The sequence below is a fragment of the Pseudomonas sp. TWI923 genome (assembly GCF_039673365.1).
Taxonomy (GTDB): Bacteria; Pseudomonadota; Gammaproteobacteria; order Pseudomonadales; family Pseudomonadaceae; genus Aquipseudomonas; species Aquipseudomonas sichuanensis.
Genome location: NZ_JBDJLM010000050.1, coordinates 21,320 through 36,803 on the forward strand (window position 1 = coordinate 21,320; position 15,484 = coordinate 36,803).

Consider the following 15,484-nt stretch of genomic DNA (forward strand, 5'->3'; position numbering starts at 1 on the left):
AACACTATCATGGCCCTCCGGACCTTCCAGGAACACACGCCGAAAGTGGCAGCACGGGTCTTCGTCGACCGTTCGGCGGTGGTCATCGGCGACGTCGAGATCGGTGACGACAGCTCGATCTGGCCACTGACGGTGGTGCGCGGCGACATGCACCGCATCCGCATCGGCGCGCGCACCAGCGTGCAGGATGGCAGCGTGCTGCACATCACCCACGCCGGGCCCTTCAACCCGGATGGTTTCCCGTTGATCATCGGCGACGAGGTGACCATCGGTCACAAAGTCATGCTGCATGGCTGTACCCTGGGCAACCGCATCCTGGTGGGCATGGGCAGCACAATCATGGATGGCGCCATCGTCGAGGACGAGGTGATCATCGGTGCCGGCAGCCTGGTACCGCCGGGCAAGCGCCTGGCCAGCGGGTACCTGTACATGGGCAGCCCAGTGAAACAGGTGCGCCTGCTGAGCGAACAGGAACACGCGTTCTTCGCCTACAGCGCCGGCAACTACGTCAAGCTCAAGGACCAGCACCTGGCCGAAGGCTACGACCAGTAAACCCAGTTTCTGCCCGTGGGAGCGGGCTTGCCCCGCGATTGCGTTGGCCCAGTCAGCAGAGGTTGGTACTGCTGCCGCCATCGCGGGGCAAGCCCGCTCCCACGAAACACCTTTCAGGCACCGAGAAAACCATGCACCAGCAGAACATCCTCTTCGACCTCGACGGCACCCTGACCGACCCGCGCCTGGGCATCACCCGCTCGATCCAGTACGCCCTGGCCAAACTGGGCATCGACGAGCCGGACCTTGCCCGCCTCGAACACTTCATTGGCCCGCCCCTGCTGCAGGCGTTCATGCAGTTCTACCACTTCGACGAAGCCAAGGCCTGGGACGCGGTGAACTTCTACCGCGAGCGCTTCAAGGTGACCGGGTTGTACGAAAACCTGGTGTTCGACGGCGTGCCGGAGCTGCTGCAGGCGCTCAACGACCAAGGCCGTACGCTGTATATCGCCACCTCCAAACCGTGGGAGTTTGCCCGCGAAATAGCCCGCCATTTCGCCTTCGACAGGCACTTCAAGGTGATCTACGGCAGCGAGCTGGATGGCACCCGGACCAACAAGGTCGAGCTGATCCGTCACCTGTTGGACGAGGAAGGGCTGGACCCGGCGCAGACCTTGATGATCGGTGACCGCAAGCATGACCTTATCGGCGCGCGCAGCAATGGCTTGCAGACGGTGGCGGTGGGGTATGGCTTTGGTAGCCGCGAGGAACTGGAAGCCGAAGCGCCGGCGTTCCATTTCGAGACCCTGGCCGAGATGCACCAGGCGTTTCTCTGCTGAAGCCCTGGGGCCGCTTTGCGGCCCCTGCGTTTCAAGCATTCGCCATCAACCTTGCAAGCGCCGCCTTGCGCGCTTCGATCGGCAATCGCCCCAGCGCCTCAACTCGCTGATAGAAAGCCAGCCAATCCCCACCAACCTCCTTGAACAGCTGCGAAAACGCCGGAACCCATTGGTCATAAAGGCCAAACGGCAACAACTTCGCATTGTTCATCGGCGCAAAGATCCAGGCATCGAAGCGCCGATCCCCGGCCCAGTCCCGATCCCGCACCTCACGGTACTCGCGCCGCAATCGCTCGAACTCCGCCTGCTTGGCCACTCGCTTGCCCGCTTCATCCAGCGGCCCGGCATAGATCGCCTGCAAGCGCTCACGGCTGGCCAACACCAGGCGAATGAAGGCATCGCGTTGCCCGGCGCCACGCTCTTCAACCGCTGCCAGCCCACGCGCCGCGCGCCATTGCCGGGTGCCTTCCTGCTCGACGAAGGAGGCGAACGACTCGTTGAACTCGGTATCGTCCTGCACATAGAAGCGCTGGTGCGCCAGCTCATGGAAGATCACCGTGGCCAGGCGCTCGCCGCCCCAACCGACCATGCTGGAAAGGATCGGGTCGTCGAACCAGCCCAGCGTCGAATACGCTTCCACACCCCCGACATAGACATCCAGCCCTTGCTCGCGCATCAACGCCGCCGCCCCGCGGGCCGCACCCTGCTGGTAATAGCCGCGATAGGCCACACAACCGGCGACAGGGAAGCAATGGGTGACTGGCTGCAGCGACAGCTCGGGGGTGGCGAACACATTCCACACCACGTAGGGCCGGCCCAGCTCGGCATACACCCGGTAACTGCCGTTGTCCGGCAGCTTCAGCTGCTCGCTGGCAAACACCCGGGCCTGCTGGGCGAACTGCAGGCGCTGGCGCAGCTCCGGGCGAGTGGCCGGGTCGTCGATCACCTGCGCCACGGGCTGGCGCGCCCGCAACAGCTGCCATTGCCCCTCGGCCAACTGGCCGTAGTAACCCAAGCTGGAACAACCGCTCAGCAGGACGCCGAGCGCGGCGGGAACCAAGCGGGTGAAAACGCGGTCCAGACCCCGACGGCTGCAGCGCGTGAAAAGAAAAAGTCCAAACATCGAGGCTGTCTATCTCGCTCGTCGGCCGAATGCGACCAAGACTATCTTGCCAAGGGGGAGCTTCGCCATGCGTACTCGGTTTGCCGTGGGCACACTCATGCTGCTGTCCGGCTGCGCCACTTTGCCCGACCCGGACCCGAACCAGGCCTGGATCGACCTGGCCCCGCACGACAACGCCTCGCTGCATGCCGTGCAGGTGGATGAGCGGGCCTGGGCCGACAACCGCTATTTCGAGGTACAGCCCGGCAATCACGAGCTGACCGTGCGCTACCAGTTCGCCGTGACACCGAGCAATATCGGCCCGGTGGACGAGCCGCTGTGGCGCGACTGCCAGCTGAATCTCACCTACAAGGACTTCACCGCTGGCCAGCGCTACCAGATGCAGGCCGGCAGCATTGGTTTTCGCCCCTGGATCAAGCTGTATGACCAGCAGCAGAACTTGATCGGCCAGGGTGAACCGGCAGGCTGCCAGCGCACCTGAAGGCCGCGAACGGCGCTATGCTTATGGCCTGTGAATCGCGAGCGGGAGTTTCGCCATGCGCCAGCCCATGATGCTGTTCGCCATCAGCGCACTGGGGGCTTGCGCCAGCCCCTTGCCGCCAGTCGACCCAGGCAAGGCCTGGATCGACATGTACACCGTCACCCCTGGCCGTACCCTCATGGCCGACCGCCTGGACGGCAAGCGGCTCGAGGATGGCCGCTACTTCCAGGTGACGCCGGGCAAGCATGAGCTGGTGGTGCGCTTCGACTTCGAGGTGTATTCCGGCGGCTTCAGTACCGACCCTACCGAGCGCACCTGCTACCTCACCGTGCGCTACGACGACTTCAAGGCCGGCGAACGTTACCGTCTGGAGGCGCGGGCGCCAGTGATGCAGCCGCAGGTGCTGCTGTACGACGCCAACCGCAAGGTGGTGGTGAATGAGCCGAGCATTGTGTTCTTTATACCCTCGGGCTGTGTTGGAGCGGCTTTGTGTCGCGAACGGGCTGCGCAGCAGCCCCGGCGATTTCTGTTTGATGCTGAAAACCTGGGGCCGCTACGCGCCCCTATCGCGACACAAGGCCGCTCCTACAGAAGTAGAGGCCGGCCTTACCGATCATTCTTCTGGTAAATGATCTTTTTGGTGCCACCCTCGCAACTCCCCACGACCATGCTCTGATCATGGACTTCGCTGTTCGGCACGATCTCCAGCGTGTAGGAGGTCACCCCGCGCGCCTGGATCTTCGCCTCGATCTCGGCCTTGAGTTCCTCGCACGGCTTGACTGCGGCCAGTGCACCCGTGGCCATCAGGGAGGCCAGCATGGCAATTGCTACGCGGATCATGGAACCACTCCTAAAAGGGCAGGTGGGCTGCCGATGCTGGTTAGACTACCGCAAACCGCCGCCGTTGCGCCGGCCTAGGTCAGCAAGGTCGCATCCAGGCTGATCGTCGCGTTCAGCACCTTGGACACCGGGCAACCGGCCTTGGCCTTGTTGGCGATCTCCTGGAACTGCGCCTCGCTGGCGCCCGGCACTTTCGCCTTGAGCGTCAGGTGCACCGCCGTGATTGCGAAACCGTCGGCCTGCTTGTCCAGGCTCACTTCGGCAAAGGTGTCGATGCGCTCCGGGGTCAGGCCAGCCTCGCCCAGCATCATCGACAGGGCCATGGAGAAACACCCGGCATGGGCAGCGCCGATCAGCTCTTCAGGGTTGGTCCCCGGGGTCCCCTCGAAGCGGGTGTTGAAGCCGTAGGGGTTCTGCTTGAGCGCGCCGCTCTCGGTGGACAACAGGCCATGGCCATCCTTCAGGCCACCTTGCCAGATCGCCGATGCTGTCTTCTTCATGTTGCCTCCTGGTCACAGGGTTGGATGCTTATGGTTGTGAGGCCCCTGCCCACGCCAAGTTCAGATCAATCCGCCGGCAGGCATTGAATCCTTCGAATGTGCCCATACAGAGTCTGCAAGGCCTTTGGCCAACCACTCTGCTGCGGAGGCTTTCGATGACGCACCTGCGAGACCTGAAGTATTCCACCCTCGACCTGGTGCCCGTGCGCGCCGACGGCGGCCCGGCGCAAGCGCTGCGCAACTCGCTGGACCTGGCGCAACACGCCGAACGCTTTGGTTATCACCGCTTCTGGGTGGCCGAGCACCACAACATGGATGGCATCGCCAGCTCGGCCACCGCCGTGCTGATCGGTTACCTGGCCGGTGGCACCTCGACCATTCGCGTCGGCTCTGGCGGGGTGATGCTGCCCAACCACGCACCGCTGGTGGTCGCCGAACAGTTCGGCACCCTCGCCAGCCTGTACCCGGGCCGCATCGACCTGGGCCTCGGCCGCGCCCCCGGCTCCGACCAAATGACCGCCCGCGCCTTGCGCCGCGAGCGTTCCGGCAGCGCCGACGATTTCCCGGATGACGTCGAGGAGCTGTCGCGCTACCTCGGCCCACGCACCGACGACCAGAAGGTCATCGCCGTGCCCGGCCACGACACCGAGGTGCCGATGTGGCTACTGGGTTCCAGCCTGTTCAGCGCCCAGCTGGCCGGCATGCGCGGCATGCCGTACGCCTTCGCCTCGCACTTCGCGCCGCGCTACATGCACGAGGCCATCCGTATCTACCGCGACCACTTCAAGCCTTCCACCACACTGGACAAGCCCTACGTGATGCTCGGGGTACCGATGGTGGTGGCCGAAACCGACGAGAAGGCCGAATACCTGGCCACCTCGGTGTACCAGCGCATCCTGGCGTTGATCCGTGGCCAGAGCCTGATGCAGCGCCCGCCCGTCGAGAGCATGAACGGCCTGTGGCTGCCCCACGAGCGCGACGCGGTGAGCAGCTTCCTGGGCCTGGCAATGATCGGCAGCCCGCAGAAGGTGCGGGCCAAGGTGGAGGTACTGCTGGAACAGACCGGGGCGGATGAGCTGATCTTTACCAGTGACCTGTATGAGCATGCGGACCGGATCCGGTCCTATGAATTGATGGCGCAGGCCCTCAAGACCGAATGAACTGCTTCGCGGGTAAACCCGCTCCCACAGGTGCTCCACTGACTTTGGTATCAGTGGAACACCTGTGGGAGCGGGTTTACCCGCGAAAAACGCTCGGCATCAGCCGCGTCGGTAGACAATCTCTTTGGCGCCACCCTCACAGGTACCCACCACCTTGCCCGCCGGGTCGCCCTTCTTGACGATCTCCAGCGAATAGCCCTTCACGCCCTTGGCATCCAGCTTCGCGGCGATCTCGGCCTTGAGCTCTTCGCACGGTTTGCCCGCCGCCATCGCACCGCCGGCCAGCATCATCAGGCCTACTGCCACAATCAACTTCTTCATCTATCGCGTTCCTTGTACAGATCAAAGTCGAAAAGGGCGCAGCCTGTGCGCCCTGCAAACCTATTACCGCATCATGCCGGGCAAAGCCAGCCCGGCTGCCGGTCAGCTGTTGGCGATGCGGAAGCCCACCTTCAGCGTCACCTGGAAGTGCGCGGCCTTGTTGTCACGGATATGCCCGCGGGTATCGATCACCTCGAACCATTCCAGGTGCTTGATGCTCTTGCCTGCCTCGGCCAGGGCATTGTTGATCGCCTCTTCGATGCTGGTGGGCGAGGACCCGACCAGCTCGATCTTCTTGTAAGTGTGATGATCGCTCATGAGTGCGCTCCTTGGATGAAGTGTCAGTTCAGCCTAGCAGCGCCGGCCTGGTTTACCTGCGAGCCAATGCCGCAGGTGAAAATTCGATCGCACTTTCAGCCCGCCGCGCAGTCGCACCCTGTACACCTCATCCACCGCGAAGGAGAGTCACCATGGCCCACAACTCGCTGCGCAAAGCGTCGCTGGAAAGCATGGAAGCCGAGATCGAGAGCCTGCTCAAGACCTTGGAACACCTCAAGCACGACGCCTCGGAAGAATCGCAGAAAACCATGAAGGCGCTGCGCGGCAGTGCCGAAAGCGCCCTCAAGCACTCGCGCAGCTTGCTCAGCGATGCCTATGCGGATGTCAAAACCCGCACCCGCCAAACCGGCATCGCCACCCGCGACTACGCCCAGGAACACCCCTGGACCACCGCCGGTGTAGCCGTTGGTGCCCTGGGCCTGCTGGCCGCCTACCTGCTGTGCCGCCGCAACTAACCCGTCTGCCGTTGCAGCTCCTGGCGCAGCCACTGCGCCAGTTGCTCGGCGCGACCGTCATCGGCGCGCCGCGGTACCCACAGGGCCAAGGCCGCACGGGTGGGTGAAAAGCCCCAGGGTGCAGCCAGCCGTCCGGCTTTCAGGTCGTCGGCCACCAGTGGCTGTGGCGCGATGGCCACGCCCAGCCCGGCTACCGCAGCTTCCAGCAGGTAGTACAGATGCTCGAAAGCCTGGCCGTAATTCAAGGCTTCAGGCGCCAGGCCCTGCTGCTCCGCCCAGGTCGGCCAAGCCTGCGGTCGCGAGGTGGTGTGGAGCACTGCTTCTCGTTGCAAAGCCACGGCTGGCGCAGCTTTCAAACGATCGAAGCCTTCGAAGTGTGGGCTCAGCACCGGGCCGATTCGCTCCTCGGCAAGCACATGCACCTGCATGTCCGCCGGCCACGGCGGCTCGGCATACACCAGCAGCGCGTCCAGCCCTGGGCGCCGCGGATCGAGGTCGCCTTCGCCCGCTGACAGGTGCAGGCGCAACTCCGGAAGGTCCGCTTTCAAACGCCCAAGGCGCGGGATGAACCAACGCGCCAGCAGGCTGCCGGAGCAGCCGAGCACGAACGGCGCTTCGTCTGCAGTGCGCGAAAGCTCGGCACACACGCCGCGCAAACGGTCGAATGCCTCGAAGCTGGCATCGCGCAGGCGCACACCGGCATCTGTGAGTTTGATGCCGCGCCCGTCCTTGACGAACAACGCCACCCCAAGGTGCTCTTCGAGCACCTTGATCTGCCGGCTGACCGCTCCGTGGGTCACATGCAGCGCTTCGGCGGCCTGACTGACACTGTTGAGCCGGGCGGTGGCCTCGAAGGCCCGCAAGGCGTTGAGCGGGGGAAGATCCTGGGCCATATGACTTGTGAGATTTCCTGACAGGTTTGCGCAATCTTATCGGTTTTCAGGGCGGCCTGTGCTGGTTAGAGTAGACCTCATCGACCAGCGTCAGCCGCATCGCGGGGCAAGCCCGCTCCCACGCTGACGCAGTCACTCTGTCAAATTCGCCTATGGAGCGCCCCATGTCCCAGTCCCAATACCGCCCCGGCCCCGACGCCAACGGCCTGTTCGGCTCGTTCGGCGGCCGCTACGTGGCCGAAACCCTGATGCCGCTGGTGCTGGACCTTGCCCGCGAATACGAAGCCGCCAAGGCCGACCCCAAGTTCCTCGAAGACCTGGCCTACTTCCAGCGCGACTACATAGGCCGCCCCAACCCGCTGTACTTCGCCGAACGCCTGACCGAACACTGCGGCGGCGCGAAGATCTTCTTCAAACGTGAAGAGCTCAACCACACCGGCGCGCACAAGGTGAACAACTGCATCGGCCAGGTGCTGCTGGCCAAGCGCATGGGCAAGAAGCGCCTGATCGCCGAAACCGGCGCCGGCATGCACGGCGTGGCCACCGCCACCGTCGCCGCGCGCTTCGGCCTGCCCTGCGTGATCTACATGGGCGCCACCGACATCGAGCGCCAGCAGGCCAACGTGTTCCGCATGAAGCTGCTGGGCGCCGAGATCGTCCCGGTCACCGCCGGCACCGGCACCCTGAAGGACGCCATGAACGAGGCCCTGCGCGACTGGGTCACCAACGTCGACGACACCTTCTACCTGATCGGTACCGTGGCCGGCCCGCACCCGTACCCGGCGATGGTCCGCGACTTCCAGTCGATCATCGGCAAAGAAACCCGCGCCCAGCTGCAAGAAAAGGAAGGGCGCCTGCCCGACAGCCTGATCGCCTGCGTCGGCGGCGGCTCCAACGCCATGGGCCTGTTCCACGACTTCCTCGAAGATGAAAGCGTCAAGATCATCGGCGTCGAAGCCGGCGGCCACGGCGTGCACACCGACAAGCACGCGGCCAGCCTGAACGGCGGCGTACCGGGCGTGCTGCACGGCAACCGCACCTATCTGCTGCAGGACGACGACGGCCAGATCACCGACGCCCACTCGATTTCCGCCGGCCTGGACTACCCCGGCATCGGCCCGGAGCACGCCTACCTGCACGAAGTGAAACGCGTGGAATACGTCAGCATCACCGACGACGAAGCCCTCGACGCCTTCCACATCAGTTGCCGCCTCGAAGGCATCATCCCGGCGCTGGAAAGCTCCCATGCCCTGGCCGAGGCGATCAAGCGCGCGCCGACCCTGCCCAAGGACCACCTGATGGTGATCTGCCTGTCCGGTCGTGGCGACAAGGACATGCAAACCGTGATGAACCACATGGCCGCCCAGGAGAAACAGGCATGAGCCGTCTTGAACAACGCTTCGCCGATCTGAAGGCCGAAGGCCGCGCCGCCCTGGTCACCTTCGTCACCGCTGGCGACCCAGGCTATGACGCCTCGCTGAAGATCCTCAAAGGCCTGCCGGCCGCCGGCGCCGACGTGATTGAGCTGGGCATGCCGTTCACCGACCCGATGGCCGACGGCGTGGCCATCCAGCTTGCCACCCTGCGCGCGCTGGAAGCCGGCCAGACCCTGGCCAAGACCCTGCAGATGGTGCGTGAATTCCGTGTGGACAACCAGGCCACACCGATCGTGCTGATGGGTTACTACAACCCGATCCACCGGTTCGGCGTGGACAAGTTCGTCGCCGAGGCGAAAGCGGCGGGTGTCGATGGCCTGATCATCGTCGACCTGCCGCCGGAGCACGACGCCGAGCTGGCCACCCCGGCCCAGGCTGCAGGCATCGACTTCATCCGCCTGACCACCCCGACCACCGACGACGTGCGCCTGCCGCGCGTGCTGGAGCGCAGCTCCGGGTTCGTCTACTACGTGTCGGTGGCGGGTGTGACCGGTGCGGGCTCGGCGACCACCGAGCATGTGACCGAGGCGGTGGCACGGCTGCGTCGGCATACCGACCTGCCGATCAGCGTTGGCTTTGGTATCCGCACGCCGGAGCAGGCAGCGGCCATCGCCCGCCTGGCCGACGGTGTGGTGGTGGGTTCGGCGCTGGTCGACAAGATCGCCCAGGCCAAGAGCGACGACCAGGCTGTGAACGACGTGCTGAGCCTGTGCTCGGCGCTGGCTGAAGGGGTACGCGGCGCCCGTCGCTGAACCTCGTCGCCTGCTTCGCGGGTAAACCCGCTCCCACAGGGACTGCACCGCTCTAAACGGCTGTGCAGCATCTGTGGGAACGGGTTTACCCGCGAAGAGGCCAGCACAGTCTTACAGGCCTAGTCACCAAAGATCGACAGATCCAACGGCCTGATCGCCCCCATCCAGATCGCATGATCACGGTGATCCGCAAGCTCATCCCCGGTTTCCGGGTGCAGGAACACCACCAGCCCCTTGCGGTACAGCGCCAACCACGGCAGCACCACGCCAACCACCTCCGGCCCGAACGCCAGCTGGCAGCTCCAGTCCGGGTGCGGCCCGACCGGTTTCTGGTGCATGCGCCCCATGGTCACCGGAAACAGCCGCGTCGCCTCTTCGCACAGCTCGCGGGCCTGTTCCATGGTCGATGCGTCGTAGTACACGTGGGCGTGGTAGCCCTTGATCCTTTGCACGATGGCTCCTGAATAGCAGTAATGACCTGCCTTCGAGTCTACGCCATCCTCTGTAGGAGCGGCCTTGTGTCGCGAAAGGGCTGCGAAGCAGCCCCCGGGCTTCAGCGTTACCGCGAAGATTGCCGGGGCCGCTCTGCGGCCCTTTCGCGACACAAGGCCGCTCCTACAGACAGAGCCATTCATTGGCCACGCTCCTGCTCCAGCCAGTCCACAAACCGTTCAATCAAGGCCCCGCGCCGTTTGCGCGGCGGCAGCACCGCGTAATACCCCCGCTTCGAGCGCAAACTCCCTTCCAATGGCCGGCACAACAACCCCTGCTCGACCAGCCCATCAACCAGGTGCGCCCAGCCAATCGCCACCCCTTGCCCGGCAATCGCCGCCTGAATCAACAGGGTGTAGTTGTCGAACCGCAACTGCCCGGCCGGTGGCGGGCTGTCCACGCCAAACCCGCGAAACACCCCCGCCCAGTCGAACCAGCGGCTGGCCTGCTCACCCCGCAAATGGAGCAAGGGCAATCGTTGCAAAGCCACGGCTGACAAGGGTTTGCCATGAATCAGCCGAGGGCTGCACACCGGGAAAACTTCCTCATCGAACAGCCAGCGGCTCTCGCCCTGATGGAAGCGCCCATCGCCGAACAGCACCGCCACATCGATGTCCGGGCGCAACATCGCCTGGCTGCGCTCGCCGGTCACCAGGCTCACGTCCACCTGTGGATAAGCCTCATGAAAACGCTGCAAGCGCGGCATCAACCAGAACGCCGCAAAGGCGAAGTCGGTAGCCACCTGCAGCACCTCGCGCTGGCCGCGCCCACTGGCCTGGGCAACGCCATCGTCCATCGCCTGCAAGCCCTGGTGCACCTGCTCGAACAACAGCAAGCCTGCCTCGGTCAGCTCGATACCCCGGTAGATCCGGTCGAACAACCGCGTGCCCAGCTGCGCCTCCAGGCGCTTCATCTGCTGGCTGACCGCCGGCTGGGTGGTGCCCAGTTCCACGGCGGCAGCGGTGAAGCTGCGCAGGCGGGCGGCGGCCTCGAACACGCGCAGGGTGTCGAGGGGCAGGTCGGCAAGGTGCTCAAACATAAGCTTGGCTAATCCCAGTCATTGCCCGGCATGGGCTTTACCCCTGTTATCCACAGCCGCATGCTGGATTGCAAGTGGTACCCATAACCCTCGACGATGGAAGGCCCCCATGAAGCGACCCAACATCCTGTTCATCATGGCCGATCAGATGGCCGCACCCTTGCTGCCGATCTACAACCCATCGCCGATCAAGATGCCCAACCTGGCCCGCCTCGCCGAGCAGGCCGTGGTGTTCGACAGTGCCTACTGCAACAGCCCGCTGTGCGCGCCGTCGCGCTTCACCCTGGTCAGCGGCCAGTTGCCCAGCCGCATCGGCGCCTATGACAACGCCGCCGACTTGCCCGCCGACGTGCCCACCTACGCCCACTACCTGCGCCGCCTTGGCTACCGCACCGCGCTGTCGGGCAAGATGCACTTCTGCGGCCCGGACCAGTTGCACGGCTACGAACAACGGCTGACCAGCGACATCTACCCGGCCGACTACGGCTGGGCGGTGAACTGGGACGCCCCCGACCGGCGCCCGAGCTGGTACCACAACATGTCCTCGGTGCTGCAGGCCGGGCCCTGCGTGCGCACCAACCAGTTGGATTTCGATGAAGAGGTGGTGTTCAAGGCGCGCCAATACCTCTACGACCATGTACGCGAGGATGACGGCCGGCCGTTCTGCCTGACCGTCTCCATGACCCACCCCCACGACCCCTACACCATCCCCAAGCGCTACTGGGATCTGTACCAGGATGTGGATATCCCACTGCCGCAGGACGAAATCGCCCAGGCCGAGCAGGACCCACACTCCCAACGTCTGCTCAAGGTCTACGACCTGTGGAACAAGCCGCTGCCCCTGGACAAGATCCGCGACGCCCGCCGCGCCTACTTCGGCGCCTGCAGCTACATCGACGACAACATCGGCAAACTGCTGCAGACCCTCGAGGACTGTGGCCTGGCCGACGACACCCTGATCGTGTTTTCCGGCGACCACGGCGACATGCTTGGCGAGCGCGGGCTCTGGTACAAGATGCACTGGTTCGAGATGTCGGCGCGGGTGCCGCTGTTGATCCATGCGCCCAAGCGCTTCGGGGCGGCCCGCGTCAGCGCCAGCGTCTCCACCTGCGACCTGCTGCCAACCCTGGTGGAACTTGCCGGCGGCGCTGTGGATAACCACCTGCACCTGGACGGCCGTTCGCTGCTCGGCCACCTGCAAGGGCAGGGCGGGCATGACGAGGTGATCGGCGAATACATGGCCGAAGGCACGGTCGGCCCGCTGATGATGATCCGCCGTGGCGCCTACAAGTTCGTGTACAGCGAAGACGACCCCTGTTTACTCTATGACCTGAGCCGCGACCCGCACGAGCGGGAGAACCTCACCGGCAGCCCGGACCACCAGGCGCTGCTGCAGGCATTTGTCGATGAAGCCAGGCAACGCTGGGACATCCCCGCGCTGCGCCAGCAGGTGCTGGCCAGCCAGCGCCGCCGCCGCCTGGTGGCCGAGGCGCTGGCCATCGGCACGCTGAAGAGCTGGGACCACCAACCGCTGGTGGACGCCAGCCAACAGTACATGCGCAACCACATCGATCTCGACGACCTCGAGCGCAAGGCACGTTATCCACAGCCCGCACCCCTGGATTGAGAAGAGAGGCCGCCATGCAGAAGTTCTCCACCGCCGTGCTCGCCCTGGCCCTGAGCCTGGGCACGGCCCACGCCGCCGACAGCGACGCGCAATGCAGCACCGTGAAACTGGCCGACCCCGGCTGGAGCGATATCGCCAGCACCAACGCCCTGGCCCGGCTGCTGCTGGAAAGCCTGGGTTACCAGGTGAAGATCGACAGCCTGGCCGTGCCGATCATCTACGGCGGCCTCAAGGATGGCCGGGTGGATGCCTTCCTCGGCAACTGGATGCCGGCGCAGCAGGGCTTTCATGACAAGTTCATCGCCAGTGGCGATGTGCAGCAATTGGCGAAGAATCTGCAAGGCACCGAGTTCACCCTGGCGGTGCCCGACTACGTATGGAACGCGGGCGTGAAGGATTTCGCCGACCTGCAAAAGCATGCCGAGCAGTTCGACAAGAAGCTCTACGGCATTGGTTCGGGCGCGCCGGCCAACCTGTCGCTGAAAGAGATCATCGACAAGAACGCGTTCGACCTGGGGCAGTGGAAACTGGTCGAGTCCAGCGAGCAGGCAATGCTGGCGCAGGTGGACCGGGCGGTGAAGAAGCAGCAGTTCATTACCTTCCTGGGCTGGACCCCGCACCCGATGAACGTGAAGCTGAAAATGCATTACCTCACGGGTGGGGAGAAATGGTTCGGCAGCAAGGGCGATGTTTACACCCTCACCCGCAAGGGATATCCACAAGCCTGCCCGAATGCGGCGAAGCTGCTGGGCAACCTGAAGTTCTCACTGGAGATGGAGAACAGCATCATGGCTGAGGTTGTGGATAAGAAGGTGAGCTTCGACGAGGCGGCCAGGGCTTGGGTGAAGGCGCATCCTGAGCTGTTGGATGCCTGGCTCGCAGGAGTGACTACCAAAGCGGGCGAGGATGCCCAAGCGGCCGTAATAGCTAAACTCTGACCCGCTGAGCGACATATAGCCCCTGTGGGAGCGGGTTCACCCGCGAACACCGGCAGAGCCGGTGCCATGCACCGCGGTGCTTGCTTCGCGGGTAAACCCGCTCCCACAGGGCTGGTGAAATCTTCAGGAATCCTTATTCCCCATGCCGCGCCTGACGCACCTGCTGCCCTTCCTCACCTGGCTGCCCCGCCAATCGGGCCGCAGCCTGCGCCAGGACCTGCTGGTGGGCCTGAGCGGCGCCATCCTCGCCCTGCCGCAGTCCATCGCCTACGCCCTGATCGCCGGCCTGCCCGCCGAATACGGCCTGTATGCGGCCATAGTCCCGGTGCTGATCGCCTGCCTGTGGGGCTCGTCCTGGCACCTGATCTGCGGCCCCACTGCCGCCATTTCCATCGTCCTCTACGCCAGTATCAGCCCGCTGGCCGTGGCCGGCAGCGCTGACTACGTGACCCTGGTGCTGTTGCTGACCTTCCTCGGCGGCCTCTTCCAATTGCTGCTAGGGCTTTTGCGCTTCGGTGCGCTGGTCAATTTTGTCTCCCACTCGGTGGTGCTCGGTTTTACCCTCGGTGCCGCCATCGTCATCGCCCTTGGCCAACTGCCGAACCTGCTGGGGATGGACCTGCCAAGCCAGGCCACGGCGCTCAGGACCGTGCAGGACCTGGCCGGGCACCTTGGCGAAGTGGATATGCCCTCGCTCGCCCTGGGCCTGGCCACGCTGGTGATCGGTATCGCTCTGAAGCTGTGGCGCCCGCGCTGGCCGAGCCTGTTGATAAGTCTGCTGCTGGTCAGCCTGATGGCCTGGCTGCTTCCTGCAGTGTTCGGCCATGTGCCACGGGTGCCGGCCTTCACCGGCCAGCTACCGCCGCTGAGCCCACTGCCGCTGTTGGATGTGGAGCTGATGCTGCGCCTGCTGCCCAGCGCCGTGGCAGTCGGCATGCTCGGGCTGGTCACCAGCCTGTCCATCGCCCGTTCGTTGTCCGCACGCTCGGAACAGTTGATCGACGCCAACCAGGAAATCCGCGCCCAGGGGCTGTCGAATATCGTGGGTGCGTTCTTCTCCGGGTACCTGTCCTCCGGCTCGTTCACCCGTTCGGGGTTGAGTTATGACGCCGGTGCCCGTTCGCCGCTGGCCGGGGTGTTCTCGGCGTTGTGGGTGGCGCTGTTCGCCGTGACCGGCGCCGGGCTGATCGCCCATCTGCCGATCCCGGCGATGGCGGGGAGCATCCTGCTGATCTGCTGGGGGCTGGTGGATCATCGCGGCATTCGCGCGTTGTTCCGCGTCAGCCGCTCGGAGTTCCTGGTGATGGCGCTGACGGCGGCCGCGACGCTGCTGCTGGAGCTGCAGACGGCGATCTATGCCGGGGTGCTGGCCTCGTTGTTCTTCTACCTCAAGCGCACGTCGCGGCCACGGGTGCAGCAGAGCCGGGAAGGGGAGGCAGATATCTTGCGGGTGGGCGGGTCGATCTTCTTCGGCGCGGCGCACTACCTGCAGGTGCGCCTGCAGCGCTGCCAGGGGCCGCACGTGGTGATCGATGCGCGGCAGGTGAACTTCATCGACTATTCGGGTGTGGATATGTTGCACCGCGAGGCGCGGCGGTTGATGAGAGTTGGCGGAAGCCTGACGCTGCACCGGGCACGGCCACAGGTGATTGAGGAATTGCAGAAGCTGGAAGGAGCCCAGGACTGTCCGATCAGATTCGAGGAGTAATCGCGGGGCAAGCCCGCTCCCACGCCATGATCAGAGGTCTGCGTGGGAG

The 15,484-nt window shown here is 64.6% G+C and carries 18 protein-coding genes and 1 pseudogene; 11 read left to right on the forward strand and 8 right to left on the reverse strand.

What is annotated here, in order from left to right:
- The first annotated feature begins 9 nt into the window (after positions 1-9).
- Both ABE459_RS18035 and ABE459_RS18040 read left to right on the forward strand, forming a co-directional pair.
- Positions 10-552, forward strand: a complete 543-nt coding sequence (locus ABE459_RS18035; RefSeq protein WP_323831222.1) for a gamma carbonic anhydrase family protein — start codon at positions 10-12, stop codon at positions 550-552.
- 131 nt (positions 553-683) lie between these two features.
- Positions 684-1,331 (forward strand): HAD family hydrolase, encoded by a 648-nt coding sequence (locus ABE459_RS18040; RefSeq protein ID WP_323831221.1) that lies wholly within the window; start codon positions 684-686, stop codon positions 1,329-1,331.
- Positions 1,332-1,362: 31 nt separating this feature from the next.
- Here the strand turns inward: ABE459_RS18040 and ABE459_RS18045 are convergent, their stop codons facing one another.
- Positions 1,363-2,454, reverse strand: coding sequence for an aminopeptidase (locus ABE459_RS18045; RefSeq protein WP_323831220.1), 1,092 nt, complete (start codon positions 2,452-2,454; stop codon positions 1,363-1,365).
- Between the two features lie 67 nt (positions 2,455-2,521).
- Here ABE459_RS18045 and ABE459_RS18050 point away from each other — a divergent pair, with 67 nt between their 5' ends.
- Positions 2,522-2,935, forward strand: a complete 414-nt coding sequence (locus tag ABE459_RS18050) for a hypothetical protein (protein WP_125462055.1) — start codon at positions 2,522-2,524, stop codon at positions 2,933-2,935.
- A 55-nt stretch (positions 2,936-2,990) separates the two neighbouring features.
- Positions 2,991-3,401: pseudogene (locus ABE459_RS18055) on the forward strand (hypothetical protein); the annotation flags it as partial.
- Between the two features lie 140 nt (positions 3,402-3,541).
- Here ABE459_RS18055 and ABE459_RS18060 read toward each other — a convergent pair.
- Together ABE459_RS18060 and ABE459_RS18065 are read right to left on the reverse strand one after the other, a co-directional pair.
- Entirely contained in the window at positions 3,542-3,775 is a 234-nt protein-coding gene (locus ABE459_RS18060) for a DUF1161 domain-containing protein (protein ID WP_125462053.1), read from the reverse strand.
- Positions 3,776-3,849: 74 nt separating this feature from the next.
- Positions 3,850-4,275, reverse strand: coding sequence for an OsmC family protein (locus tag ABE459_RS18065; protein ID WP_323831219.1), 426 nt, complete (start codon positions 4,273-4,275; stop codon positions 3,850-3,852).
- A 155-nt stretch (positions 4,276-4,430) separates the two neighbouring features.
- Here ABE459_RS18065 and ABE459_RS18070 point away from each other — a divergent pair, with 155 nt between their 5' ends.
- Positions 4,431-5,435, forward strand: a complete 1,005-nt coding sequence (locus ABE459_RS18070) for an LLM class flavin-dependent oxidoreductase (protein ID WP_125462051.1) — start codon at positions 4,431-4,433, stop codon at positions 5,433-5,435.
- Positions 5,436-5,534: 99 nt separating this feature from the next.
- On the opposite strand, the gene ABE459_RS18075 is transcribed toward ABE459_RS18070, so the two are convergent.
- Positions 5,535-5,756, reverse strand: coding sequence for a DUF1161 domain-containing protein (locus ABE459_RS18075; RefSeq protein WP_125462050.1), 222 nt, complete (start codon positions 5,754-5,756; stop codon positions 5,535-5,537).
- A 102-nt stretch (positions 5,757-5,858) separates the two neighbouring features.
- A complete protein-coding gene (locus tag ABE459_RS18080; RefSeq protein ID WP_023632599.1) occupies positions 5,859-6,074 on the reverse strand; it encodes a dodecin in 216 nt (71 codons plus the stop codon).
- 152 nt (positions 6,075-6,226) lie between these two features.
- Here ABE459_RS18080 and ABE459_RS18085 point away from each other — a divergent pair, with 152 nt between their 5' ends.
- Positions 6,227-6,550, forward strand: a complete 324-nt coding sequence (locus ABE459_RS18085) for a DUF883 family protein (protein WP_125462049.1) — start codon at positions 6,227-6,229, stop codon at positions 6,548-6,550.
- Here ABE459_RS18085 and ABE459_RS18090 read toward each other — a convergent pair.
- Positions 6,547-7,443: a LysR family transcriptional regulator gene (locus ABE459_RS18090; protein WP_323831218.1), complete on the reverse strand. Its 897-nt coding sequence runs from the start codon at positions 7,441-7,443 to the stop codon at positions 6,547-6,549. The genes ABE459_RS18085 and ABE459_RS18090 overlap by 4 nt on opposite strands.
- A gap of 164 nt (positions 7,444-7,607) precedes the next feature.
- Here ABE459_RS18090 and trpB point away from each other — a divergent pair, with 164 nt between their 5' ends.
- Together trpB and trpA are read left to right on the forward strand one after the other, a co-directional pair.
- Positions 7,608-8,825, forward strand: a complete 1,218-nt coding sequence (gene trpB / locus ABE459_RS18095) for a tryptophan synthase subunit beta (protein WP_125462047.1) — start codon at positions 7,608-7,610, stop codon at positions 8,823-8,825.
- Complete coding sequence (gene trpA / locus ABE459_RS18100) at positions 8,822-9,631, forward strand: tryptophan synthase subunit alpha (RefSeq protein ID WP_125462046.1); 810 nt, start codon at positions 8,822-8,824, stop codon at positions 9,629-9,631. Before trpB ends, trpA begins: the two co-directional genes overlap by 4 nt.
- Positions 9,632-9,750: 119 nt before the next feature.
- On the opposite strand, the gene ABE459_RS18105 is transcribed toward trpA, so the two are convergent.
- Together ABE459_RS18105 and ABE459_RS18110 are read right to left on the reverse strand one after the other, a co-directional pair.
- Positions 9,751-10,083: a DOPA 4,5-dioxygenase family protein gene (locus ABE459_RS18105; RefSeq protein ID WP_125462045.1), complete on the reverse strand. Its 333-nt coding sequence runs from the start codon at positions 10,081-10,083 to the stop codon at positions 9,751-9,753.
- 179 nt (positions 10,084-10,262) lie between these two features.
- Positions 10,263-11,162 (reverse strand): LysR family transcriptional regulator, encoded by a 900-nt coding sequence (locus tag ABE459_RS18110; RefSeq protein WP_323831217.1) that lies wholly within the window; start codon positions 11,160-11,162, stop codon positions 10,263-10,265.
- Between the two features lie 109 nt (positions 11,163-11,271).
- Between ABE459_RS18110 and betC the strand changes: the two genes are divergently transcribed.
- The 3 genes from betC (at position 11,272) to ABE459_RS18125 (ending at position 15,435) form a co-directional block, all read left to right on the forward strand.
- Positions 11,272-12,789: a choline-sulfatase gene (betC, locus tag ABE459_RS18115; RefSeq protein WP_258705444.1), complete on the forward strand. Its 1,518-nt coding sequence runs from the start codon at positions 11,272-11,274 to the stop codon at positions 12,787-12,789.
- A gap of 14 nt (positions 12,790-12,803) precedes the next feature.
- Complete coding sequence (gene choX, locus ABE459_RS18120) at positions 12,804-13,727, forward strand: choline ABC transporter substrate-binding protein (protein ID WP_323831216.1); 924 nt, start codon at positions 12,804-12,806, stop codon at positions 13,725-13,727.
- A gap of 142 nt (positions 13,728-13,869) precedes the next feature.
- On the forward strand, positions 13,870-15,435 hold the full coding sequence (locus ABE459_RS18125) for a SulP family inorganic anion transporter (RefSeq protein WP_323831215.1): 1,566 nt from the start codon (positions 13,870-13,872) through the stop codon (positions 15,433-15,435).
- Positions 15,436-15,484: the final 49 nt, after the last annotated feature.